At 51.1% G+C, this 25,214-nt stretch carries 17 protein-coding genes; 16 read left to right on the forward strand and 1 reads right to left on the reverse strand.

The window, feature by feature from the left end; genetic code table 11:
• The first annotated feature begins 18 nt into the window (after positions 1 to 18).
• The 10 genes from DFP97_RS20575 to DFP97_RS20620 all read left to right on the forward strand — a co-directional run bounded on the left by DFP97_RS20575 (position 19) and on the right by DFP97_RS20620 (position 10,512).
• Positions 19 to 1,209 carry a radical SAM/SPASM domain-containing protein gene (locus DFP97_RS20575; RefSeq protein WP_114382067.1) on the forward strand — a complete coding sequence of 397 codons (1,191 nt, stop codon included), beginning with the start codon at positions 19 to 21 and terminating at the stop codon, positions 1,207 to 1,209.
• Positions 1,206 to 2,240, forward strand: a complete 1,035-nt coding sequence (locus DFP97_RS20580; protein ID WP_114382068.1) for a Gfo/Idh/MocA family protein — start codon at positions 1,206 to 1,208, stop codon at positions 2,238 to 2,240. Before DFP97_RS20575 ends, DFP97_RS20580 begins: the two co-directional genes overlap by 4 nt.
• Positions 2,240 to 3,004 (forward strand): sugar phosphate nucleotidyltransferase, encoded by a 765-nt coding sequence (locus DFP97_RS20585; RefSeq protein ID WP_114382069.1) that lies wholly within the window; start codon positions 2,240 to 2,242, stop codon positions 3,002 to 3,004. Before DFP97_RS20580 ends, DFP97_RS20585 begins: the two co-directional genes overlap by 1 nt.
• Positions 2,962 to 4,086: an NAD-dependent epimerase/dehydratase family protein gene (locus tag DFP97_RS20590; protein ID WP_220271181.1), complete on the forward strand. Its 1,125-nt coding sequence runs from the start codon at positions 2,962 to 2,964 to the stop codon at positions 4,084 to 4,086. Before DFP97_RS20585 ends, DFP97_RS20590 begins: the two co-directional genes overlap by 43 nt.
• A 2-nt stretch (positions 4,087 to 4,088) precedes the next feature.
• Positions 4,089 to 5,429 carry a UDP-glucose dehydrogenase family protein gene (locus DFP97_RS20595; protein WP_181873606.1) on the forward strand — a complete coding sequence of 447 codons (1,341 nt, stop codon included), beginning with the start codon at positions 4,089 to 4,091 and terminating at the stop codon, positions 5,427 to 5,429.
• A gap of 47 nt (positions 5,430 to 5,476) precedes the next feature.
• Positions 5,477 to 6,502 (forward strand): C39 family peptidase, encoded by a 1,026-nt coding sequence (locus DFP97_RS20600; RefSeq protein ID WP_114382071.1) that lies wholly within the window; start codon positions 5,477 to 5,479, stop codon positions 6,500 to 6,502.
• A gap of 65 nt (positions 6,503 to 6,567) precedes the next feature.
• On the forward strand, positions 6,568 to 7,830 hold the full coding sequence (locus tag DFP97_RS20605) for a type III PLP-dependent enzyme (protein WP_220271182.1): 1,263 nt from the start codon (positions 6,568 to 6,570) through the stop codon (positions 7,828 to 7,830).
• A 12-nt stretch (positions 7,831 to 7,842) separates the two neighbouring features.
• Positions 7,843 to 9,255 carry a peptide ligase PGM1-related protein gene (locus tag DFP97_RS20610; RefSeq protein WP_114382072.1) on the forward strand — a complete coding sequence of 471 codons (1,413 nt, stop codon included), beginning with the start codon at positions 7,843 to 7,845 and terminating at the stop codon, positions 9,253 to 9,255.
• 22 nt (positions 9,256 to 9,277) lie between these two features.
• Complete coding sequence (locus tag DFP97_RS20615; protein ID WP_181873607.1) at positions 9,278 to 9,547, forward strand: acyl carrier protein; 270 nt, start codon at positions 9,278 to 9,280, stop codon at positions 9,545 to 9,547.
• Positions 9,547 to 10,512: a hypothetical protein gene (locus tag DFP97_RS20620; RefSeq protein WP_114382074.1), complete on the forward strand. Its 966-nt coding sequence runs from the start codon at positions 9,547 to 9,549 to the stop codon at positions 10,510 to 10,512. The genes DFP97_RS20615 and DFP97_RS20620 overlap by 1 nt, the downstream gene beginning before the upstream one ends.
• 370 nt (positions 10,513 to 10,882) lie before the next feature.
• Here DFP97_RS20620 and DFP97_RS20625 read toward each other — a convergent pair whose 3' ends face one another.
• Positions 10,883 to 11,782 carry a helix-turn-helix domain-containing protein gene (locus DFP97_RS20625; protein ID WP_114382075.1) on the reverse strand — a complete coding sequence of 300 codons (900 nt, stop codon included), beginning with the start codon at positions 11,780 to 11,782 and terminating at the stop codon, positions 10,883 to 10,885.
• Between the two features lie 160 nt (positions 11,783 to 11,942).
• Here DFP97_RS20625 and DFP97_RS20630 point away from each other — a divergent pair, with 160 nt between their 5' ends.
• The 6 genes from DFP97_RS20630 to DFP97_RS20655 all read left to right on the forward strand — a co-directional run bounded on the left by DFP97_RS20630 (position 11,943) and on the right by DFP97_RS20655 (position 25,103).
• Positions 11,943 to 14,063, forward strand: coding sequence for a glycoside hydrolase family 52 protein (locus tag DFP97_RS20630; RefSeq protein ID WP_114382076.1), 2,121 nt, complete (start codon positions 11,943 to 11,945; stop codon positions 14,061 to 14,063).
• Positions 14,064 to 14,527: 464 nt separating this feature from the next.
• A complete protein-coding gene (locus DFP97_RS20635) occupies positions 14,528 to 16,990 on the forward strand; it encodes a glycoside hydrolase family 2 TIM barrel-domain containing protein (protein ID WP_114382077.1) in 2,463 nt (820 codons plus the stop codon).
• 45 nt (positions 16,991 to 17,035) lie between these two features.
• Positions 17,036 to 19,429 carry a glycoside hydrolase family 3 N-terminal domain-containing protein gene (locus DFP97_RS20640; RefSeq protein WP_220271183.1) on the forward strand — a complete coding sequence of 798 codons (2,394 nt, stop codon included), beginning with the start codon at positions 17,036 to 17,038 and terminating at the stop codon, positions 19,427 to 19,429.
• A gap of 40 nt (positions 19,430 to 19,469) precedes the next feature.
• Positions 19,470 to 21,479 (forward strand): PKD domain-containing protein, encoded by a 2,010-nt coding sequence (locus DFP97_RS20645; RefSeq protein ID WP_114382079.1) that lies wholly within the window; start codon positions 19,470 to 19,472, stop codon positions 21,477 to 21,479.
• Positions 21,480 to 21,672: 193 nt separating this feature from the next.
• Positions 21,673 to 22,434, forward strand: coding sequence for an SDR family oxidoreductase (locus DFP97_RS20650; RefSeq protein WP_114382080.1), 762 nt, complete (start codon positions 21,673 to 21,675; stop codon positions 22,432 to 22,434).
• A gap of 35 nt (positions 22,435 to 22,469) precedes the next feature.
• Entirely contained in the window at positions 22,470 to 25,103 is a 2,634-nt protein-coding gene (locus tag DFP97_RS20655) for a glycosylhydrolase-like jelly roll fold domain-containing protein (RefSeq protein ID WP_114382081.1), read from the forward strand.
• The last annotated feature ends 111 nt before the right edge of the window (positions 25,104 to 25,214 follow it).

Raw genomic sequence — 25,214 nt, forward strand, 5'->3', positions numbered from 1 at the left:
CGGGAAGGGGAGATCGTGATGCAGCCTACCAGCAAGGTGAAGATGGATGAGAAGTCATTCGAAATATTGAAACGTACGATCAGAAATGTGGTCGTCCCGCATAGAGAACGGAAGCTGGATCCCGCCTATAAGACCGTGATGCCGGAGGTTGTTGCCGTTAAGCTAACCAACCGCTGCAACCTGCGTTGCAAGCATTGTTATCAGTGGAATGAGTCTGGTTACCATCACGACATGGAGCAGGCCGAGCAGAATCTCGATATCGACACGGAGGTCTTTCGCCGGATGCTGGAGGAAACCCGTGAAACAAAGTCAAGGCTGTACCTTTGGGGAGGAGAACCGTTATTTCATCGTAACATCGAAGATATTCTCTTGATGCTGGAGAACGATCCTCGGGAGACGACAATCTGTACGAATGCGTATCTCATCGAGAAATACGAGGAAGCGTTATGCCGGATTTCACCGAATCTAGAACTGTTGATTGCGATAGAGGGCTTCGAGAAGGAACATGACCTGCTTCGTGGGAAAGGCTCTTTCAGCAAGGTGATGGATCAGATCGACCGCCTGCTTCTTCTTCGGCGGCAGGGGATTTTCCATGGGAAAATCTCGGTACATTCCGTCATTAATGACAGTATGATCGGAAGGCTCTACGAACTAATGGAATTCTTTGAACAGAAAGGAATCGATTTGGTGCTGCTCTGTTTCCCTTGGTACATTTCTCATGAGGCGACCGGGGAGATGGATGGCTTTTTCCGGGAGCAATTCGATTGGCTTAAGGAATTGGAGGAGAACCAGAGGAGCAGTTGGCATGCGTTCAAGTATCATATTGATCCGGATAATGTCGGAAGCTTAATGGATGATCTGAAACGGATTAACGAACGCATGTGGCAAACGCGCATCCGTTATCAGCCAGGGCTTGATTTTGACGAAATTGAGGGTTTCGTTAGCGGCAATGCCATGACATCTCGCTGCGCTACGAAATGCCTGGCGCTGAGTACAAGGGCGGATATTACACCAAGCGGCAATGTTAGCGCCTGTAAATTTTTCTCCGAATTCTCGGTTGGAAACCTGCATCAACAATCGCTGTCCGACATTTGGAATTCCGAAGCCTATGACCGTATCAGGCGGACATTGGGCGAGCAATTATCGCCGGCCTGCTCCAAATGCAACGTTCTTTATTTACATGGCTCGTCTTCGCTTGCGCATATATGAATGGGCCGGTGCTTGGAGGAGTTTATCGATTAGGAATAATAGGTTGTGCGGGGATTGTGGAGCGTACCCTGTTAGAGCCGGCCGTATACGTACCACAGATAAAGGTCAGCGCTGTGGCGAACCGCACCAGGGCAAAAGCTGAGCAGCTTGCCCGTTCTTACTCTATCCCGAAAGTCTATGATGACTTGCAAGAACTGCTTGGGGATCCGGAAATCGATGCGGTCTATATTGCCCTTAGCAATGAACTGCATACAGAATGGGCAATCAGGGCTCTTGCGGCAGGAAAGCATGTGCTAGTCGAGAAGCCGATCGGCTTGACAGAGGAAGACGTGCGATTATTACAGATGGCTAAAGCGAGCACTACCGACCTCAAGCTGATAGAAGGGTTGATGGTTTCCTGTCATCCGTGGCAGTCTGCTCTGAGGTCGATTGCCGACTCCGGCCGATACGGGCATCTGCTAAGAATCGACTCCAGAATCTCGCTTCAAGCCAGGGATCGATACATACATAACTATCGCAGCGACAAGGCCAAGGGAGGGGGAGTATTCTCCGACTTGGGCTGCTATTGGCTCCAATTTCTCCAAGCGTTAATCGGTTTGCAAGCGGAGGAAATATGGGGTAAATCAGACTTTACCGGGCCGGACGGATGTGATTGGACTTTACAAGCCGGGCTGCGGTATGCAGGCGGCGTCGAAGCCATCTGTACGACATCCTTTGAAATGCCTTACAAGGCGGCTCACACGATTCATTTCGAGAAGGCTTCCGTCACCGTTCCGGACTTTTTCCGCTCCAATATCGGGTTTTACAGGATGAAAATTCGTCTCGAGGATTCAACGAACCCCGTCGTGCTGCACGATTTCGAGCCGATGAATTATTACGTGAATCAACTGAATGCATTTGTCGAGACCTTGAATGGATTTAGGAAAGAGATGCTTCATGAAGCGTTGGAACGGGTGACCATGCAGCAGGCGATTCTGAGAGATGCTGAGCAACGCTTTCAACAAACTGCCCCGAGAGGAGCTCGTGCTTGATGAAAACGGTCATTCTATGCGGTGGGTTAGGGACCCGGTTTGCCGAAGAGACGGACGAACGGCCCAAACCGATGATTGAGATCGGAGGGTTGCCGATTCTGAGTCATATTCTTCAAATCTATGAAGCTTCCGGATTCCATGATTTTGTGTTGGCATTAGGTTATAAATCGGAATATATCAAAAGCTATTTTGAAGGAGATCCGAAGATGACCAGATTCCGGGCGAATGCAGTGCACCACGAGAACCGGAACATGGAGCTGGTGGACACGGGAGCGGGAACGATGACCGGAGGACGCTTGGCTAAAGTCGGATACCTATTGGAAGGACAGACCTTCATGCTGACTTACGGCGATGGAGTCTGTGACATCGATATGAACGAGTTGCTCAGCTTTCATCGCAGTCATGGCAAGCTTGCAACCGTTACGGCAGTTCGGCCGAAAGAGAGGTTTGGAGTGATGCGGTGTGAGGCCGGCGTCGTTACATCGTTCCGCGAGAAAATACATGCGCCGGACGAGTGGGTGAATGGCGGATTTTTTGTATTTGAGCCTGAGGTCCTCGAGTATATTGAGGGAGATTCAACTGAGCTGGAACGGAGCGTGCTTAGGCAACTTTCGGATATCGGCCAGCTTATGGCTTATCAGCATGAGGGGTTCTGGGCCTGCATGGACACGCTTCATGACAAACGGGAGCTAGAACAGCTATGGGAAGGAGGGAAGGCGCCGTGGAAGGTCTGGAAGGACTATCATGCAAGCAACAGAATGTAATGAATAGGCGGCCTTGGGACAATCCGGTCATTCGAGAGGATCTTTCATACATGCTGCAGAAGTTCGGAAAAGCGGAACGATTTGCCGGCAGAACGATCGTTATCACCGGCGGGGGCGGATTTATCGGCTATTATTTGATATTATTCTTTCTCTATATGGTTGATAACGGAACCCCCATCCGACACTTGTTTATTCTGGACAGATTTATTAGAGGGAAGCCGGAGTGGCTAATGGAGTTGGAGTCGGACGACTGGCCTTTGACGGTCAAAGACTTTGACGTCACGGTCGATCCCTTTGAGTTTTACGGTGAAGCCGATTATCTTCTCCATATGGCGTCTATTGCTTCTCCAACCTATTACCGGAGATTTCCTTTGGAAACGCTGGAAGCCAATGTGTTCGGCTTGAAGCGTCTGCTCGACTCCTGCAGAACGGCAAACAGCAAGGGAATTTTGTTTTTTTCGAGCAGTGAAGTGTACGGAAACCCAGATCCCAGCGCGATTCCGACACCGGAAACCTATAACGGAAATGTTCCGACGGTAGGGCCAAGAGCTTGTTATGATGAGTCCAAAAGGTTCGGGGAAACCTTATGTCATCTCTATAATCAGGTGCATCAATTACCAATTCGAATTGTTCGCCCGTTCAACAATTTCGGTCCGGGCCTCCATTTGGACGACCGCAGGATCTCCTCCGATTTTGCTCGTGCGATCGTGAGAGGTGAGGATATCGAAATTTATTCCAGCGGCCAACCCACACGTACCTATTGTTACATCGCAGACGCAATCGTTGGCTATTTGCTCGCTTTAACCTATGACCGATTTGAAATATTCAATATCGGTTCGGACTCGCAGGAAATCAGTGCAGCAGACATGGCGGCCTTATTTTCAGAATGTGCTCGTGAGCTTACTGGAAAGGTGACACCAATCCGTTACTATGTATCCGAGGATGTCCAATATTTAACAGATAATCCGGAACGCCGTTGTCCGGATATCGGAAAAGCACGGAAATTGCTGGGCTTTGATCCGGTCATTCCGCTAAAGGAAGGTGTCCTGCGGTACTTGCAGCTTCACGGTGTGGGGGAATGAGCATGCAGCAGCACAAGAGCATCGCCGTTATTGGTCTCGGGTTTGTCGGATTAACTACAGCTTTAGGGTTCGCAGAAAAAGGCCATCGCGTATTCGGCTACGATCAAGATGCTTTGAAAAGAGCGAGCTACCAATCAGGATGCGTGCCCTTCTATGAACCGGGAGTGGAGGAGGCTCTTCGTAGGCAGCTTGACAAACGATTTCTATTGTGTAATTCGATCGCCCTAGCCGTGCAGCAGGCCGAGCTTATCTTCCTATGTGTCGGTACACCTGTAGATGAAGTAGGGGAGATGGATCTTTCGAGCTTGATTGGTGCATTAACGGAAGTACTTCGATGTGTGAGCAAAGATCGTTTCTACGGAATTGCAGTCAAATCGACGATTCCCCCGGGAACGATGCGGGAACATTTGATTCCGCTTTTGTTGACTGAAGGCTTTGAGTTAGGCACTCAGGTGGGACTTGCGTACAACCCGGAATTTCTGCGGGAAGGAAGCGCTTGGAACGACTTTCTGTTTCCCGATCGAATCGTAACGGGATCAGCTGACGACAGAACTGGCCGTCTTCTGGAAGAAGCCTACAGTCTTTTCCAGGCTCCATACCATCGCGTTTCGCCGACATCGGCCGAGTTTGTGAAATTGGCTTCCAATACATTGCTTGCAACCATGATAAGCTTTGCTAACGAGCAAGCGATGCTCGCGGAAAAAATTGGAGATATCCATATCCCTACCATATTCAACCTGCTCCATACTGATCGCCGATGGTCCGGGCAACCTGCTGAGATGAGCAAATATATATATCCTGGTTGCGGCTTTGGAGGATACTGTTTGCCGAAAGATACGTTTGCCTTCCAGCGGACAGCCGAAAAGTACGGGCACCGTCCAAAGCTCCTGAACGCGGTATTGGACATCAATAGGGACGTCATGGAGTCATGCATTGAACGGATCGTTGCCAAATTGGGAAATCTTGATCAACAAGTCGGCATCCTCGGGCTTTCCTTCAAGCCCGGAAGCGATGATGTCAGAGGCACGCCTTCTGCGCGAATGATTGAATTATTGCTTGAACGCGGATGCCGCAAAATTGCGGCTTACGATCCTATGGCAATGTCTGCCTTCAGCAAGCATTATACGTTTCCCGTGACAATGATGGCATCGGTTGAAGAGCTAGAACGTTCAAGCGATGTCGTGGTGATTGCAACGGCCTGGGAAGAGTTTCGAACCAAGCAGCATGTGTTCGACTTGAACTGTGTTATTGATGCACGATATCTGCTGGAAGATAGAGGGGATAATTGCAACGCACAACCGATCCTGACGAACAAGAGCACACCTGATGTACGCTTAATATGACACGATGGAGAAATGATTGTTGAACTTGTCTAAGTTAGGAGGATTCCATGGCGGTCCATGTTCTTGAGCCAATAGAGCCCTATAACGGCCTTTACTTCAAGACCTGTTTCTATAATGCGCTGTTTCCGGCATTGGCATACTTGGGAAGAAGCGAATGCCGGTTCCTCATGAACGAGATGTTTGTCTACGAATTCGATGAGGAGCACGGCCAGATCTCTCAGGCGGCGATAGGCCTTTACCCTGAAGAGGAGCTTTATCGGTTGCTCGGCTTGGCATTTAAGCGGGAAGACAATATGGACGATCCCATTCACAGCGTCATTCGCGCAATCAACCACAGGCAGCCGGTCATCCTGTTAATCGATAGCTTTTTTGAATCGATTCGGCCTGATACGTATCAGAAGTATCATCTCCCCCATTATATTCTCGTACACGGGTACGACATGGATCGTCAAGTATTCCATATTATCGAGCACCGTTACCAGGAAAGCATGCTTTACATCAAGCGGGAATTGCCGTTCGAGGACGTTGCGTTATGCTGTGAGGGAGTGAAGGAGAAATTCGGACATTTACGTCATCTCCCTAATTTCTTAAGTTTTTCCTTGCGCACAGGCGAGCCGCAGAGCGAACCGGATCCCTTGCGTAACGCCTCGATGGATTATTATCGTCATGCTTGGAACGAGCGGGAGAGGGTGCTCGGATGCTTGCCCGAAATGCAAAAGTTTCACCGAGCGTTCAGTCACATTTGCGCTTCAGAAAGCCTGCTGAGGGCATGGGTGGAAAGACAATTCGGACAGTGGCCTTTCCGACTGACCTCCGTAATCCTAAATAAGATGCTGGAAAAGCAGCGACTGCAAATACTGGAATTTCCGGAAACACTTAATTCACGGCTGGGGCAAGTAATCGAGGATTGGAAGCTTATTCAGGCAATCTTGCTCAAATACAAGACTACCGGCGTATACAATGCCGAGTCGATCGAGACAGTGGTTGGTAAAATTGCGTTGATGCAGGAAGCGGAAACCGCTTATTATTCGGAGTTTTTCAGCCATGTACAGACCAGGATGCAAAGGGGCTGATTATAATCGAACAAGAAATGGCTTGGTCCTTTCCGAAATTGGGCTGGAACGAGAGCGGAAGAGGGATGGGTAGCGGCATGCTTGACGACCGGTTAATCTCCTCGGCTCAGCTTTATGGGACTCCATTTTACGTTTACGACGCCGATGTTATTCAGCGTCAGTATGACCTGTTGCGCGCGGTGCTGCCGAATCAAGTCGGCATCCTCTATTCAGTCAAGGCGAATCCGCTGATGGGCATTTGCCAACTGCTTAGAAGTTGGGGAGCTGGCTGCGAAGTAGCTTCGGAAGGAGAACTGCTGATCGCGCTGGAAACGGGATTCCAGCCGGATTCGATCGCGTTTGCCGGTCCAGGTAAAACGGATGCGGAGCTTCGAGCAGCGATTGGCCGCAAGATTGGTTGCATTCACGTAGAAAGTGTGGATGAAGCGATTCTGATCGATCGTCTCGCGGCGAAGTTAGGCTGCGTTCCTCGCGTCGCTCTCCGCGTCAATCCGGATTTATCCGCCGGTCGAGCCGGCTTAAGAATGTCGGGTGTCGCCTCTCCTTTCGGAATCGACGGTACGATGTTGGATGAGGCGATTCGCACAGTACTTGATTTACGATCTGTGGAATTGGTAGGGTTTCACGTTTATGTCGGTTCGCAGTTTCTGAATGCAGAGGACATTGCCGGCACTTTTCGCCATTCGATCAGGCTGGCCTGCGATACGGCGGAAAAGCACAACTTCCCATTACTTCACTTGGATCTAGGCGGAGGTTTCGGCGTTCCTTATTTTCCTCAGGAGTCAGAGCTCAATCTGGAGCTGCTGCGTTCGCTGCTGGCTGACATTTGGGCGGAGTTTACACCGAGGCTGAACGTTACTCGTGTACTTGTCGAGAGTGGCCGGTTCCTGCTAGCGGAATCCGGCGTATACGTGACGAAAGTGCTCTATCGGAAAACGAGTAAAGGGAACGTATTTCTCGTTTGCGACGGAGGATCGCATCACCATGCCAATTCCGCGTTCCTCGGTCGTGCCGTTCGAGGCAATTTTCCGCTACGGATCGCTGGAAAGACAGCCGACGAGGCCCAGGTTGAGGAAGTCACGGTAAGTGGCAGGCTCTGCACGCCAACCGACTGTCTCGGACAAGGGATCTTTCTTCCTCGGGCGGAGCCTGGCGATTTGGTCGTTGTGGAGAAGTCAGGCGCCTACGGGCTGACCAACAGCCCAATCGGTTTTCTAAGCCACCCGATGCCTGCGGAATGGCTCTATTGGCAAGGCAAACTATGGCCGCTTCGAGAAGCCGGCAGGCCTTCCGACGCGATGCGCGGCCAAAACAAATTGAGGCTGTAAAGGAGGGACTGCATGACCAAAACAGCTAATAACCTGGCTGAAGAAGTTGGATCATCTTTTTCCTTCACTGAATGGATGACGACCCATCGACATGAGGGTACGATCATCTGGCTGTTTAATATCGGGGCTGAGGAAGTTTGGCACGCGCAACCGACCGGCGTTGCGGATCCGGCTGAAAACCGGATCGTAAACAGGATGGAGGATATGGTTTGGCTGCTGTCCCGGGAGCAAGACGTCCTGATTATGAGGGCCGAACCCTCGAGGCTGTGGCAAGACTACATGCGAAGCTTGGGATTTCCTGGCCCGCGGGTTCTCTTTCCATCCGGCGCCGCAGAGGACGAGGACACGCCGATTTCGGAGCTCGTGCTACGGGACGCAGCACTGCTCGAACGGTTGTCACGAATCGGCACGGCCGCCAATGACACGGTCTTCGTTCCTTACGCGGTGACCAATCGGGAACAGATGATCGCCGCCGCCAGCGGTTTACGACTTATCGGCGGCCCCGCCGAGGCAAGCGCCGTGATCAACGACAAAGTCCATAGCCGAGAATTGGCGGCTCGGCTAGGCTTACGGGTAACGAGCGGCCGGATATGCAGCAGCGCGGACGAAATGATGGAAGCATATTACGCGTTACGGTTTGAAGGGTACCGCAAAGTCGTACTCAAGCAGCCGTACAATGCCTCCGGCAAAGGGATGTTCGTAGCGGACAGCGAAGACCGCTTCTCGGCATGGGTACGAAGGATGGAGAGAATGGCGAAGCGGTCCGGAGAGACTCGCTGGCTCGTGGAAGGATGGTTGGAACCGCGGGAGGATTGGAATGCCCAATTGTGGATCGGCCCGTCTGGCGAGACCGAATTATTCTCCGTTACGCGTCAACTTGTTAACGGTACCGTGTATAACGGCTCGGAGTTCGCAACAGCAGCCGACGAGGCGGAGTTGGTCGGATATCACTCGTCGATCCTTCGTGTAGGCCAAGAACTGGCCCGCTTGGGATATGTCGGCGTAGCGGGGATCGACTCAATCCGGACTGAATTCGGTGGTTGGATTCCTGTCGTGGAAATCAACGGACGCTTCACGTTGTCGACGTATATCTCATTCTTGTCATACCGCTTTCCTAACCGATTCTTGCGTACTCGTTACCGGCGCCTTCCGGCAGACGGAACACCGGGGTTCGACGAACTACTAGACCTTCTACGACGGGAACATCTTCTCTATGAGAGGGAAACGGGGGAAGGCATCATTGTCTATGTGTCGGGAACGTTACCGCCGGCCGCGACCACCAGAGCGCCCGGCCGTCTATTCACGATCTCCGTCGCCTCAACAAGGGAGAGGGCACTTGGGCTAGAGAACCGGCTTGAAGCCGTTCTCGCATGCTTTCGTAACGAAGCAATCAGCTGCACATCGTCCTATGATCCCGAATGTTAATGATGAAAAAGGGGGACTCAAATTGAACCTGCAAACTCAAATCGTAACGATGGTGGCGGAAGTATTGAAGCTCGATAGCGGGCAGGCGCAAGACCTTCATAAGGATACGGACCTCATATCCTACGATCTGAACTCACTCTCAGCTGTCGAATTGATCGTACGGCTGGAGCAGCATTTCGGCATAGAGGTCGATGACGAAGACCTACTGATCGACCGTCTCGCATCAATCGCCAAGCTCGAGCAGCTCGTGTTCAAATACCTAGGTACACCTGAGGGGAGTGGAGCCGGCTGATGCTTAAGCAAGCCGAACACTGTCTGTACGCTTGCGCAGCTTATTCCTTGCATGCGAATGGCTGCTGTCTAAGCGAGGCGCAGATATATTTCCGCGCTGACGGTCCGCTCGTCGAATACGCGTCAGACTCGGGTGTGCTTTACCCTCCAGCGTTGGATCGGATGGCTGCAAGTTGGCGAAGCAGGCTTCCGGTCTCGGTGCACCTGCAGCCGTTAACCGGGGAGATTCTCAAGACAGTCGTCGCGCGCGCCGAATCGGGGGCGCATACGCTACTGATCGTCGACAGCCGATCGCTCTCTTACAAGCCCTTCTACATAGCTGGTGAAAGCCGCGACCATACTGTCGTTCTGCTCGGTTTGGATCGCAGCCGCGGCGTTGCCCGGGTCGCGGATTTATTCCTGTTGGAGCCGACCGGTGCGGTATGCGGTTATGAGGGAGAGACCGATTGGGGTCCTCTGTCGGAAGGAGTACGCCACGCACTATGGTTCGGGGATACGGAGACGAACGTCATACTTGGAGAGAAGGATATAAGGGCGGAAGAGGACATGACCGGCGGACTGAGGCGATTTTTCGAGAGCGAGTCCACTCCCGGAACCGGCTTGAGTGCTTATCGTCAATGGTTGGAGTCGCTTGCCTTGCGGGCAGACTCGTGCGCAAATGATTCGGATCTTCCTGTACTGTGCCAACAAGCTCATTACCGACTTCGAATTGGAAGTATATATCATTTGCTTCAATACACGAAATCATCTTTGGGTCCCCGGAAACTTACGCGCTACGAACAGCCTTTGTTGCAGATCCAGCTCGATTGGAAGAGAACGGGCGCCACCATTTTCAAAGCGGGAGTCAAAAAGGACAAAAAGGCGCTCCGCTTTGCAGCCGAGACGGCGGTCGGCCGTTTGGAAGCGCTGCGCGGTCTGCTTGTGGAAATCGCGGAAGCATGCACAACAAGTAGAGGCTCTTCATAAATGAGACTTTAAACGGCAGGTGTGGCGGATCCCCGTATCTTGCTTGGGAGTCATATAACCGATCTTGGATAGACGGTCGTAATATAGATAAATTGTAAGAGGGCTGTCCCAAAAATAGCTCTGCACTTGACGAGACAGCTCGCCTGATGGAAATACAACGAAAATAAAGAAATGGCGATGCTTGGGAGGTTATCCCTGCACCGCCATTTCTGCTTTTTGGTCTATTGGTTCCTTCTTGAGCAAATTGTGGGCGAGCGAAAGTCACCCGACCTCAAGGCTATACAGGTGCGCTGATTTCAACGAGATTAGATTATCAAAGCCTATGGTTTTAGAAGTACACATGCCATTAAATATTAAGGAGAATTTGCTTCTATTTGGTCAATCTGCGGAAGGCAGTCGGCGACATATTCATCCAGCGCTTGAACTGCTTGCTGAACTGTGAAACGTCTTGGTAGCCGAGCTGATAGGCGATGGCTTCTACTGTCAGCTCGGAATCGATTAGCAGCAGCTTTGCTTGCCTGACGATGAGTCCCGTCAAATATTGCCGCGGCGACATGCCGTAGACACGCTGGAATACACGCTTGCAGTAAGTGGAGCTGTAACCGAGCCGGGCAGCCAGCTTCTCGACGCCGATCCGTTCTTCAGACATCCGTTCAGCAGCGGAGGAGCCGCGCAGCTCGCGCTCGATCGTTGAAGCAAGCGAAACTTCATTCTCGGTTGCATCTTTTCCTGTCAGCTCGCCCGATCCTTCTTCTATTGTCCAGCGGGAAAGGGCGGAAAGCATCAGGAAGGTGTCGCTGAGAAATGCCAGCTTGTCTCTTTGCAAGCTGGTTTCGGCGTAAGGGAGCGTCATAATCAATCGTCGCAAAGCATCATGGATCGCGGCAGAAGAAGGGTCGCCTGCTGAAAGCAGAGTCGTCTGCATCCCCATGAGACTTCTGCGCAATGTCAGATCATCAATGTCGAAATGAAGGCAAAAGTAAGTCATTGTTTCTTTGCCGGCAGAGCCCTCGCTGCGATGTGTAACGCTGGGCGGGATAAATAAAATATCCCCTGCTTGCTGCACGAAGGACGAGTTCTCGGCAATGAGCGTCTGCTCTCCCTCAAGCACCATGTTGAGCTCGAACATGGGATGATGATGCTCGGGATAGCTCCACTGCCCGTTAACGGTTCGCTTATGCGCCGCTACGATTTGAAAGGAAAACTGCAGATCAGGCGTCACCAGCTCTTGGATGCTGTTTTCGTCGCCGAAGGGAAGTTGGTTTCTCATTGCATATTCCTCGCTAGATAGGTTGGTTCCAGTATAGCATACAGCGATTGTGCGAGTTGGTGCCGATTTGTACAAATATAGGTCTGTTATGACCCTGTTGGGGCGGTAGGATCGATCGTAAGATGAAAGGAGACGTAATGCAAAAAGGAGATGAAGTACGTTGGCCAATAATCTATTCTTTAATGCCCATCACTCGCCTATCGGCGCTTTCGCAAGCTTTACGCTTGGCTTCCCCGGCGCATCAGGGGGCTTTGATATCGAGCTTGCTAAACCGCCTAAGGAAAACATATTTATCGGGCTTGAACGTTTGGATGGAACCGGTTATGATACGTTGCCGTTCCATGACGTTCAAGATGAGGAGGAGAGCAAGCGCTACGATATCGAGAATCCGGATCCGAATCCGGACAAGCCGAGGCTGCTTCATCCGCTGCCGCAGCAGGATATTCGGCGCGAGTTTGGCTTGACGACGGATACATGGCAGGCAGGCGACCTCTCTTTCCGAATCATAACGCAAGTGCGTTCCGTGCCCGATCCAACTGTTGCCCTAGAGGAAGAGCTTATGGATACGCTTCTTCCGGCTGTCTTTGCGGAACTGACTGTCGATAATTCGCGCTCAGATAAGAAACGCCGAGCTTTCTTTGGTTTTCAAGGCAATGACCCTTACAGCGCTATGCGGCGCGTGGATGCCACTTGCGGCAGCGCAGGCATTGGACAAGGAAGGCATCTTGCGATTGTAACGGATGAAAAGTCGGTTTCTTCTGCGCAGCATTTCAGCATGGAGGATATATTGAATGCGTCGCTGAAGGAGAATTGGACCTTTGGTCTCGGGCCAGTGGGCGCGCTTATTATGGATACAGAGCCGGGGGAAATTAAAACGTACCGTTTCGCGGTTTGTTTTTATCGCGGAGGATACGTAACGACAGGAATCGATGCTTCTTACTACTACACGCGCTACTTTGCGAATGTTGAGGCCGTTTCGGCGTATGCGCTGACTCACTTTGACAGACTGGCGGCTGAAGCCGTTCAAGCGAGCGCGCTGACGGAGCGGGAACAGCTATCGGACGATCAGACCTTTATGCTCAATCATTCCATCCGCAGCTACTATGGCTCCACGCAGCTACTTGATTTTGAAGGGCAGCCGTTCTGGATCGTCAACGAAGGCGAGTACCGGATGATGAATACGTTCGACTTGACAGTGGACCAGCTTTTCTTCGAATTGAAGATGAATCCATGGACGGTCAAAAATGAGCTGGATATGTTCGTGCAAAGATACAGCTATGAGGATACGATACGCAGGCCGGGGGATGCGACAGAGTATCCGGGTGGCATCAGCTTTACTCATGACATGGGCGTCGCGAATGCAATATCCCGCCCTGGCTTCTCGGCGTACGAACTTTACGGTCTCGACGGCTGCTTTTCCCATATGACGCATGAACAGCTGGTTAATTGGGTGTTGTGCGGTTCTGCCTATTACGAGAAGACAGCGGATCGAGCGTGGCTTGATGCGAATCTGGACGTATTCGAGAAATGTTTAAACAGCATGCTGAATCGAGACGATTCAAATCCGGGAGGCCGGAACGGCATCATGGGTCTCGATAGCTCGCGAACGATGGGCGGTGCTGAGATCACAACCTACGACAGCCTTGATGTATCGCTTGGCCAGTCGCGCAACAACATTTATTTGGCGGGTAAAAGCTGGGCGGCTTACGTGGCAATGGAGCGGATTTTCAGCGAGAACGAACGGGATATGCTGGCAGAAATTGCAGGCTTGCAAGCGGACCGATGCGGGGCAACCATTGTTGACCATGTGACGAGCGAGGGATATATTCCTGCAGTCATTGGTGAAAACAACGATTCTAAAATCATACCTGCCATTGAAGGGTTGATTTTCCCATATGTAACAGGAAACCATGCTGCGCTTGATCCTAATGGTCGTTTTGGTGCTTACCTTGCGGCGCTCGATAAGCATCTAAACTATGTGCTCCAGCCGGGTATCTGCTTGTTTGAGGATGGCGGTTGGAAATTGTCCTCGACGAGCAACAACAGCTGGCTGAGCAAAATATATTTGTGCCAATTCGTTGCACGCGAGCTTATGGGCAAAACGTGGGAGGAAGTGGGCAGAGCTGCGGACGCAGCCCATGTGGCATGGCTGACGCATCCTGAACTGTCTATCTGGAGCTGGAGCGACCAAATCATTTCGGGACGCATCACAGGAAGCAAATATTATCCGCGCGGCGTTACATCGATTCTTTGGCTGGAGGAAAGGCAAGCAAGCAAATAATCGACGGTGTATTTTGCAGGATGGCAGGGCATAGCTTCGCTCATTTATTGCAGCGCTGAGCAAGATAGAGGCATTATTGAGCATGGAGAGGCCATTTTGAATGCTCTCGGATCAGTATAACAAAGAAAAAAGGAAAAGCGGAGCTAACCTTTCTGAGCGTCATCCCGGCCAATCCCATAACATGCGCAAAAAACCTTCAGCACCACTATAAAGTGGAACTGAAGGTTCTTTTTTTACCATTTATGACTTAATAAGCGGGAACTGAAATTCCAAAAACGGCTTTTGAGTCAGCCCCTATTTTTGTATCCATAAGAAATGAGTGTTGCATGCAAAAAGTCGTAAAAGCGCTATTCAAGTAGTCGTCATACTGTTAGTTATCCTGAATGTATTGAAATAAGATGAGGAGAGAAACTCGGATATTTTTTGCACGAAAAAAATGCGAGTTAATTGAAGGGGGTAACAACATGTTGAGGAAGTCCTTTAATGACGGATGGTTGTTCTCAAAAGGTGCGGGAGGTTTGAGTCTTTCGAGAGCGGTTCCAGAAGTGGAGATCAATTTGCCTCACGATGCCATGATCCTGGAAGAAAGAAATCCTGACTGTAAGAACCAGAATAATACTGGGTTCTACCCAGGCGGGAACTACACCTATAAGAAAAAATTCTATGTGCCGCATGAATATGCGGAAAAAAACGTGATCTTCGAATTCGAAGGCGTCTATATGAACGCGATGGTCTATATCAATGGCGATTTTGCGGGGAAGTGCCCTTACGGGTACAGCAACTTTTATGTGAAGGCCAACCGCTTCTTGAAAATGGGCGCGGATAATGAAATCAAGGTGCTTGTGAAGAATGGCGCAGAATCCAATTCCAGATGGTATACGGGAAGCGGAATCTATAGAAATGTCCATATGATGGTAGGCGACCTGCTTTACATCAAGGAAGACGGTGTAAAGATTACAACGCCGGACATAGCGGAAGACCAGGCAATCGTTGAGGTCGGAACCGTTGTGGAATATGAAGGCTTGCAGTCGCGGCGGGCTCATGTTCATACAGAAATACAGGATGCCGATGGCCGAGTGGTTGCATCTGACAAGGTGCCTGTAACGGTTTTCTCCGGCGAATCGGTAACCGTTCGACAAAAGCTATTTGTTCAGGAGCCGAAACTATGGTCAGGAGAGCATCCGAACTTATATTTCTGTTATTCCAAGATCCTTGTCGATAATCAGGTCATCGACGAAGATAAGAACCATTTCGGCATACGGAAGCTGCAGCTGGATACAAAGCACGGTCTAAGGATCAATGGCGAGGTTGTGAAGCTTAGAGGAGCCTGCGTTCACCATGACAATGGCGTGATCGGAGCAAGCACCTTTGAACGAGCAGAGGAGAGACGCATAGAAATTTTGAAAGAGTCAGGATTCAACTCGATTCGAAGCGCGCATCAGCCGATGTCCAAGGCTATGCTGGATGCTTGCGACCGGCTCGGTATGCTGGTGATGGATGAAACCTTCGATACGTGGAACGCATGCAAGACGGATTTCGACTATGGCCTCTATTTCCAGGAATGGTGGGAACGAGACGTACAGGCGATGGTCGAGAAAGACTACAATCATCCGAGTGTCATCATGTATTGCATCGGGAATGAGATTCCGGAGGCTGCAACTGGGATCGGCGCAAGCTTGAACCGGCAAATGGCCGAGATGGTCCGTTCCTTGGACGGAACCAGATTCATCACTAGCTCCGTTAACGGCTGGTTATGCATTATGGATCGTTTGGGCGAAATCATGGCTAGCTTCGCAGGAGACAATCAAGGAGCAGCGGCCGGTACAGACCAGGTGGAAACGAATGAGATTAATACGGTCATGTCGACGCTGATCGGCCGCATGAACCAAATCGTGAGACATCCTAGCGTAGGCGAGGTAACGGAGGAAGCTTTTGCCGGAGTCGATGTCGCGGGATATAACTATATGAACGGCCGTTACGAGATGGATAAGGATTTGTACCCGAATCGGGTCATCTGCGGTACGGAGACGATGCCGAGAGATATCGACGTCAACTGGAGATTGACCAAGGCGAACAGCCATATTATCGGGGATTTTACATGGACAGGCTGGGATTATCTTGGTGAAGCAGGTATCGGAAAGATTGATTATACGCTAGATGAAAGTAGAGGGATTTACGGCGCGTATCCCTGGTATATCGCGTACTGCGGCGATATTGACATTACAGGCAATCGCAGACCGGCTTCCTACTATCGCGAAATCGTCTGGGGATTGAGACAAGAGCCTTACATTGCCGTTCAAAGGCCGGAACGCTACCATGATAAATTCATGAATTCCGCTTGGTCTTGGAGCGATTCGATCGCCAGTTGGACATGGCCGGGTTCGGAAGACAAACCCGTTAAGGTTGAAATCTATTCCGATGCCGAAGAGGTGGAATTGCTGGTGAACGGCAAGTCTATCGGTAAAGCGGCCGCGGGTGAATCGAACCGGTTTAAAGCGATTTTCGAAACGGTATACACACCGGGTGAACTTGCAGCCGTTTCTTATACGAACGGAGAAGAAACCGGGCGCATGGTGCTGCAGACGGCAGGTAAAGGACTCGAGCTGAAGCTGGAAAATGACCGTGCAGAGCTGCAAGCCACTGGTGCGGACTTAGCTTACATCATGATTTCTCTTACTGATGAGAATGGCATCCTGCAGACTGCTGCAGACCGTAAAGTATCGATTTCGGTTGAAGGAGCGGGGACGCTGCAAGGGTTCGGCAGCGCAGACCCTAAGAGCCAAGAGAATTTCTATGATACCGAAAGAACGACGTTTGACGGCAAAGTGCTCGCGGTTGTTCGTTCCCATTCGGAAGCGGGAACGATTACGGTGACTGCATCAGCGGAAGGATGCGCACCGAAAAGGATTACGATTCAGGTTAGTTAGAGTAAGAATGTCCAGCGTAAAATAATAATGACAGGAGTGGTTCATTTGGAGACTGCTAGAAATGATAAAAGTTCTATTGAGGCTCGCGTGGAAGATCTGCTTAGCCGAATGACGTTAGAACAAAAAATGACTCAATTGCAATGCATGATGGTTAGGGGGAATCCCGACGAATCGCTCGCTTATTTTCCCGAGGGGGTAGGTCAACTCACACAAATGGGCGGCAGCAAAAGTATGGAGGCCAACGTCGCTTTTGCAAAAGAAGCGCAGGATATCGTTACAAAGTCGAACAGCTTCGGAATCCCTGCCTTATTGCATTGCGAAGCGGTAACGGGTGTAAACGTCACAGGAGCAACGACATTCCCGTCCGCGATCGGTCTTGGAGCAACTTGGAATCCCGAAACCGTAGAAGAAATGTCTGAGATTATTCGTGATCAAATGCTGGCCATCGGCGTGCGGCAGGCCTTATCGCCAGTTATGGACATTGCCCGCGATCCCCGCTGGGGGAGAGTAGGCGAAACCTACGGTGAAGATCCCACGCTGTCCGCTGCAATGAGCGTAGCTTTTACTAGAGGATTGCAGGGCGATGAGCTGCAAGAGGGCGTCGTTGCAACCGCGAAACATTTTTTGGGTTATGGATTTGGAGAGGGAGGCCTGAATATGGCTTCCAATCCGATTCCTCCCCGCGAACTTCGGGAGGTCTATGCTAAACCATTCCAGGCAGCGATAACCGAAGCCGGGTTAGAATCTGTCATGAATTCCTACGGAGCCATTGACGGCGAACTGATTATCAAGTCTAAGCGTATTTTAAACGACCTTTTGCGCGATGAAATGGGTTTTGAGGGTATTGTCGTCGGCGATTATATGTCTATCAACAGAATCGTGGACCTAAAGCTGGCCCCAGATCCGGCTGTCGGAGGAATCGAAGCTATAAAGGCAGGGTTGGATGTCGAATTGCCTTATCCGTATGGCTATTCAAGAGGTCTCCTCGCGGCAGTTAAGGAAGGGTTGTTGGATGAGAGTTTCATAGATAGGGCCGTCCGAAGGGTGCTTCAAACCAAATTCAAACTAGGCTTATTCGAGAATCCCTATCCAAGAGAAGAATTGCTGGAAGAAGCTTATGGAAGTGAACGTACTATCGATCATAATCTCAAAGCTGCACGCGAATCCATAGTGCTTCTAAAAAATGAAGGGATCCTCCCGTTAGACAAAAACATCAAGAAAATTGCGGTAATAGGCCCGCACGCGAACTCGCTCCGATTGTTGTTCGGCTGCTACACCTACCCCGCCACGCTTGAAATGGGCCTAAATGGAGAATCAAACCAAATGGCTGGCATAATTGCTGGTGAAGCAAACAGCGAGAGTTTTGATGCGGAGAAATGTTATGAAGGCAGCAGAATCTATCGGGAACTGCCGTTGGTAACCGAGACGATCAATCAATTGTACGGAGACAAAACGCCTACCATCCTAGCTTCGATCAAAGCAAAATGTCCTCATGCTCATGTTGTATATGTACAAGGATGCGACATCGCGGGGACGAACCGCGATGGCTTCGAGGCGGCTGTGAACGCGGCTAAGGATGCCGATGTCGTCATTCTTACTCTGGGAGGCAAGTACGGATGGGGCCGAAGCTGTACGACTGGCGAAGGCATCGACAGTACGGATATCGGTTTGAACGGAGTGCAGGAAGAGCTGGCAAAAGTTATTTTTGAAACGGATACTCCTGCCGTTGTCGTTCATATGGATGCGAAACCGCTATCGAGTGAATTTATCACCGAGCGCTACCCGGCTATTATCGAGAATTGGTTCCCGGGAGACACCGGAGGAGCGGCTCTGGCGGATGTATTGTTCGGAGATTATAATCCGGCTGGACGATTGCCGATTACCGCAGCCAGAAATGCAGGCCAGATCCCGATTTATGCCATGCATCGAAAAGGCGACAGCTATATACCAATCAAAGGAATGGTCCTGAGCAGATACATTCAAGGCCCGAAAAAACCCTTGTTTTATTTTGGCGATGGTAAGAGCTATACCACTTTCGAGTATTCGGATTTACAGATGGATAAAGCGGTTCAATCGGATGGTACACTGAATCTATCCTGTAAGATTACAAATACGGGCACGATGGATGGTGACGAAGTCATACAGTTATATGTAACGGATGAAATCTCAAGTATGCTGCGTCCCAATATGGAATTAGCCGGCTTTAAGAGATTATCGGTAAAGGCCGGGCAAACGAAAACCGTGCATTTTGCGATTAAAGCGGATCAGTTTGCATTTTTGGATGCGGATATGAAATGGATTGTCGAGGCAGGAGAAATGACCGTACGTGTCGGTGCCTCTTCTAATGACATTCGGCTTAGCGATACGTTCGAAATTAAGGATACAGCTTATATCGATGCTAAAAAAAGAGGGTTTTACGCCAATGCAAAAGTGACCTAAGGCGACTATATAAAATATTCCAGTTTTCTAGGAGGACATTATGATAATACGCGAAGAAGATAACGCGTTAGACCCACAGTTCGTGCAGCCCTTTGTAGACATCGATGAATGGCGGGATCAGCCGGTGCACCATCGGTACATCCACGGCGGATTCGAAGGTTCTAACACTCGATTTTCGTATTATTTCCCGTCTGAAGCAGATTATGAGCGACGCTTCTTTCATTTCGTCGCGCCTGTTCAAGGCAGCGAGAACGCGTCTCAAAAGAACGATGACGCGATTGGCATGGCCATTTCCAGCGGGGCCTATTTCGTAGAATCCAACATGGGCGGCATGTCCCCTGACCCTACCCTTGTATATCGCGCGAGCGCTGCCGTAGCGCAGTATTCTCGGGTGAAAGCAGCGGAATTGTTCGGCCCCCACCGCCCATACGGTTACATCTACGGCGGTAGCGGCGGCGGTTTCAAGACCATGAGCTTAATGGAAAACACAACAGGCGTTTGGGACGGCGCAGTGCCCTTCGTCATCGGGACGCCCATGTCGATTCCGAATGTCTTCACGGTACGCGTCCACGCCATGCGAATCCTCAAGGATAAGTTCCCTGCGATTATTGACGCACTGGAGCCTGGAGGCAGCGGGGATATGTATGCCGGATTGAACGAAGAAGAGAGACAAGCGCTTGAAGAAGTGACCAGAATGGGGTTCCCGCCTAAGGCCTGGTTTGCTTATCGAGAAATCGGGGACGGTGCGCTGACGGTTCTTACTCCGGCCGTGATGCAGATGGACCCCTCCTATTTCGAAGATTACTGGACCGTCCCCGGATACCTAGGCTCCGACCCCGAAAGCTCGGCTTCTCGGGCGCGTCTTCAATTCAAAACCGTCATCACGGAGGTCATTAAGCCCCAAGAGCAAAGTGATACAGAATCGGATAAAGCGATGAACATGGGCGTCGACGAAGCGTGGAAAATGCTTTCGGAGGGTGAGGGGGCCGCACCTTCCTTCAGAGTGGAAAGTGTACCTGCGGGGGATGTCTATTTGGATGGCGCATTCATCCGAATCACTAGCGGCGAGGCCGCAGGCCTGAAAATCCCTTTCGGGCGGATCAACGGAAACGTTGTCACCTTCGGGGAGGCATTCGGATTTTTCACGTCCGTTCAAAGCTTGGATATCATTAAGCCGGGCGACGAGATCGTGCTGGACAATTCGGACTACATCGCCCTTCAGACATATCACCGGCACCAGGTTCCGACCCCCGATTATTCCGTGTGGAATCAGTATCGGGACGAGAGCGGGGAGCCGCTATATCCGCAGCGTTCCTTCCTAGTGGGGCCTGCCGTTGCCTACGGAGGGGCAGGCTCGGTTCAGAGCGGCCGTTATGAAGGGAAGATGATTGTCCTGCAGACGTTGATGGACGAGAGCGCGTTCCCATGGCAAGCGGATTGGTATCGGACCAAAGTCAAAGAAGCCGTAGGAGAGAAACTGGATGAACGGTTTAGACTTTGGTTTGTGGATCATTCGCTGCACGCCGATACGAGTTCGAACGAAGTATTGGACGGGCTCCATATTGTAAACTACGTTCCTGCCCTGCATCAGGCGCTTCGCGATTTGAGCGCTTGGGTCGAAAGAGGGGTTAACCCTCCTGCTAGTACCAGCTATGAGGTAGTCGACGGTCAGGTAATCGTTCCGTCCAAAGCCGCTGATCGCAAAGGCATTCAGCCCGTTATTACCCTGAATGCCAACGGTAGCGAGCGTACAGAGGTTTCCGTAGGCGAAACCGTCTTCTTCAAGGCAGAGATCGAGGTTCCGCCGAATACAGGGAAGATCGTATCCGCACAATGGGATTTTGAAGGGCAAGCAACTTTTTCGATGGAGGCGACTATCAGCTACGTCAATGAAGAGGGATCGCAAGCGGTTGTGGAAGCGTCCTATTCGTTCCCCCAACCCGGCACATACTTCCCCGTATTGCGCGCAGCGTCCAACAGGGAAGGTAATAGCAGTGATCCGTATACGCAAGTAATGACTCTTTGCCGTGTACGGGTCGTGGTCCAATAACAGACATCAGCAATGCAGGCTGTCCAAGATCATCAATATGGCCTTGGACAGCCTCTATTTGTTATTCCTAAACAAAAAGTCGTAAAAGTACTAGTCGAATAGTCGTCATACTGTTAGTCGAGCTTCATGCATTGCAATAAGATGAATAACATAGGCAAGACACGCACCATAGAACATGAGGAGGCGTAACAAATTGAAATTAAACCATAAAGTCGCGGTCGTTACCGGGGCTGCATCGGGTATGGGCAAAGCGATTGCGGAGCTGTATGCCAAGGAAGGTGCCAAGGTTGTAGTTGCAGATTTGAACGAAGTCGCGATCTTCGCCGTTGTCGACGGAATCAATCAGGCTGGGGGAACCGCGATCGGCATCACAGCCAACGTGATGAAGGAAGAAGAGATTCAAGCAATGGTAGACAAGGCAGTTGAGCAATTCGGAAGCGTAGACATCCTCGTGAACAATGCTGGTATCATGGACGGCTTCCGCTTGATCGACACCGTTGAGGATGATCTATGGAATAGGGTAATCGACATCAATCTGACCGGACCTATGCGAGCCATTCGGAAGGCGCTTCCGATCATGCTCGCGAAAGGTGAGGGCATCATCATCAATATCGCCTCGACTGCGGGTATTACAGGCGGAAAGGGTGGTGTAGCGTATACGGCATCCAAGCATGGCCTCGTAGGCTTGACCAAGAATGTCGGCTATATGCATGCGAAGTCCGGTATCCGCTGCAATGCTATTGCACCCGGAGGGGTGCGGACCAATATCGTTCATACGCTGGGCAATATCGATATGGCAGGCATGAAAACCTTCAGGGAAGGCGAGGGAACGCAAAGGCTGGAAGCGGTGGATCCGATTGAGATCGCCAATATAGCCCTCTTCCTAGCGTCAGAGGATTCACGTTTCATTAATGGGGCCGTGATCGCTGCCGACGGCGGTTGGACGGCATATTAAACGGTTATTAACCTGCAATAAGGAGCGAATGATACATGACAACGAAACTGCATGAAGTACTAACGGGCAAGGAAGATAACTATATTCTGCCTTTCTTCTGGCAGCATGGGGAAGACGAGGAGTTACTTCGGGAAGAAATGGCTCGAATCCACGAATCGGGCATTCGGGCGGTTTGCGTTGAATCGAGACCGCATCCGGATTTCCTTGGACCTAAATGGTGGAAGGATATCGACGTGATCATGGAAGAGGCGAGAGAGCGCGGCATGCGGGTATGGATCCTGGATGACGACCACTTCCCCACAGGTCATGCGGCAGGTCGATATAAAGAAGCGTCCCAAGAGCTTCGCCGTCTCTATCTATCGGAGAGTCATATCGATGCGTTCGGACCGAGCGCACACTCCGCATTCTTGGTGTCACCTTTGCCTTATCACCCGGGTTACAGCATCGGAGGTACGGTGATTGCTGTAATTGCTGTAAAGCGCGATCCGGTAACGGGTGTATTGACGGAAGAGACACTCAATTTGACCGATCAAGTTGAGAATGGAAAGCTGCATTGGGACGTGCCCGATGGCTATTGGCGGATCTTTATGCTGAATGAAAGCGAGCATGGCGGCGATCCGGACAAGAAAGACTACATGAATCCGCTCGTTGCCGATTCTGTTCGCGTCCTGATCGATACCGTACATGAGTCCTTTTATGCGCGTTACCGCGAGGATTTCGGAGGAACGCTTGCCGGTTTCTTCTCCGATGAACCAGGCTTCTATAACGATAAAGATACATGGGACTTCAACTCCAAACCGGGCAAGAAGGGAGTCTCCCTTCCGTGGAGCAAGGAGATGTACAGCCTGATGGAAGCGGAGTTCGGCTCCGACTACAGAAGGTATTTGCCCTTGCTATGGCACGATGGCGGCGAAAGCATGTCGCGCATGCGCTACAGCTACATGAATCTGGTCAGCAAGCTCTATGCGCGTAATTTCACCGCACAGATCGGAGATTGGTGCCGGGAGCGAGGGGTCGAGTATATCGGCCATGTGCTGGAAGACAGCAACGTTCATGCAAGGCTCGGCAGCGGCGCAGGACATTTCTATCGGGCGCTTGGCGGACAGGATATGTCCGGACTCGATGTCGTGCTCTGGCAGCTCCGGCCTGGATTCGACGAGGTTCCGACACGAGGAATGTTCAATGAAGGCGATTCGGAGTTTTTCAACTACGGCATGGCCAAAATGGCTGTATCGCTTGCGCACCTGGATCCGAAGAAGAAGGGGCGCACGATGGCCGAAGTATTCGGTGCATATGGCTGGGCGGAAGGCCTGAAGCTCATGAAATGGCTGACCGATCACATGCTTGTCCGAGGCGTGAATTACTTTGTTCCGCACGCCTTCTCGCCCAAAGAATACCCGGACAGGGATTGCCCGCCGCATCTGTATGCGAGAGGTAAGAACCCGCAATTCCGGTACTACAAATACTTGAATCACTATACGAATCGCCTGAGTCATCTCCTTTCCGGCGGCACCCATATCGCGACGGCAGCCGTCCTCTACCATGCCGAAGCGGAATGGTCCGGAGACTATATGTACTTTCACAAGCCGGTGAAAGAACTAATGCGGAACCAGATCGATTGCGATGTCCTGCCGTGCGATACGATTCTGAGCGATGTCGCGGTTCGGGACGGGAAGCTCGCAATGCAGGATGAAACCTATGATTGTTTCATTGTTCCGTACAGCGAAGCGCTCCCTGGCGAAGTATTGTCCAAATTAACTCTTATGGCGGAACAAGGGCTCTCCATCTTCTTCATTGACGGCCTTCCGAGCAGATCGAGCGAGGGTAAGCTTGATCCGCAAGCTCTTGACCGACTTGCCGCGAACGAACGGGTAGAAGTCGTGACGCTGGACAAGCTTGCAGGCAAGCTGAGGGAAGCAGGCTATTACGATGTGCAAGTTAGGGACAGCGAACCGTTCTTGCGCAGTTATCACATGAGACATTCGGACATGGACGTCTTCCTGTTCTTCAATGAACACCCGACCCAAGCTATCGATACGGAAGTGTATTTGCCGGTAACGGGAAGCGTGACATTGTACGATGCTTATACCAATAAGCTCTTGGAATCGGACAGCGTGCAAGAGGGTGAAGGATCGCGGCTCAAGCTCAAACTGCCGGCTTCCGAGACGATTGTCATCATCGTATCCGGCGAGGAGCTTGGCGAATGGGAAGCAGCTAAGCCGATAACCGATGAGAAGCTGATCATGGCGCTCACGGGCCCTTGGTCGGTCGCCACGGCAACATCCGAGCAATATCCGGCATTCACCCCTTGGCGAGAGCTGGATACCTTGACCGACTTAAGCCGCTCCGGTCTGCTGCCTTCTTTCTCAGGGACGTACCGTTATGAGATGGTATGGGATTGGTCGCCGGTATTCGGGAATCGCGCCATGATTGATCTTGGCGAAGCTTTCGAGACTGCTGAGGTCTTCCTTAACGGCGTATCTGCGGGAATTCGTATTGCAGCTCCGTACCAGTTTGATCTAAGCGATTTGATCCGGGAGGGCAGCAATTCGCTTGCGATTGAAGTGACGAATACGCTGGTGCTGGAGACACCGGATTTCTTCTCGCGTCTGGGACAGCTGGAGCCAAGCGGTTTACTGGGGCCTGTTCAGTTGTATTGTGAAAAGTAGGATCCCAAATGCAATAAAAAGTCTTGAAATAAAGCAAGCAAGTTATCTGAAGGCACTGACTTTACTATCAACAAAAACAGCAAGAAAACATTATTTTATAGTGGGAGGTTA

The organism is Paenibacillus prosopidis (genome assembly GCF_003337375.1).
Taxonomy (GTDB): domain Bacteria; phylum Bacillota; class Bacilli; order Paenibacillales; family Paenibacillaceae; genus Pristimantibacillus; species Pristimantibacillus prosopidis.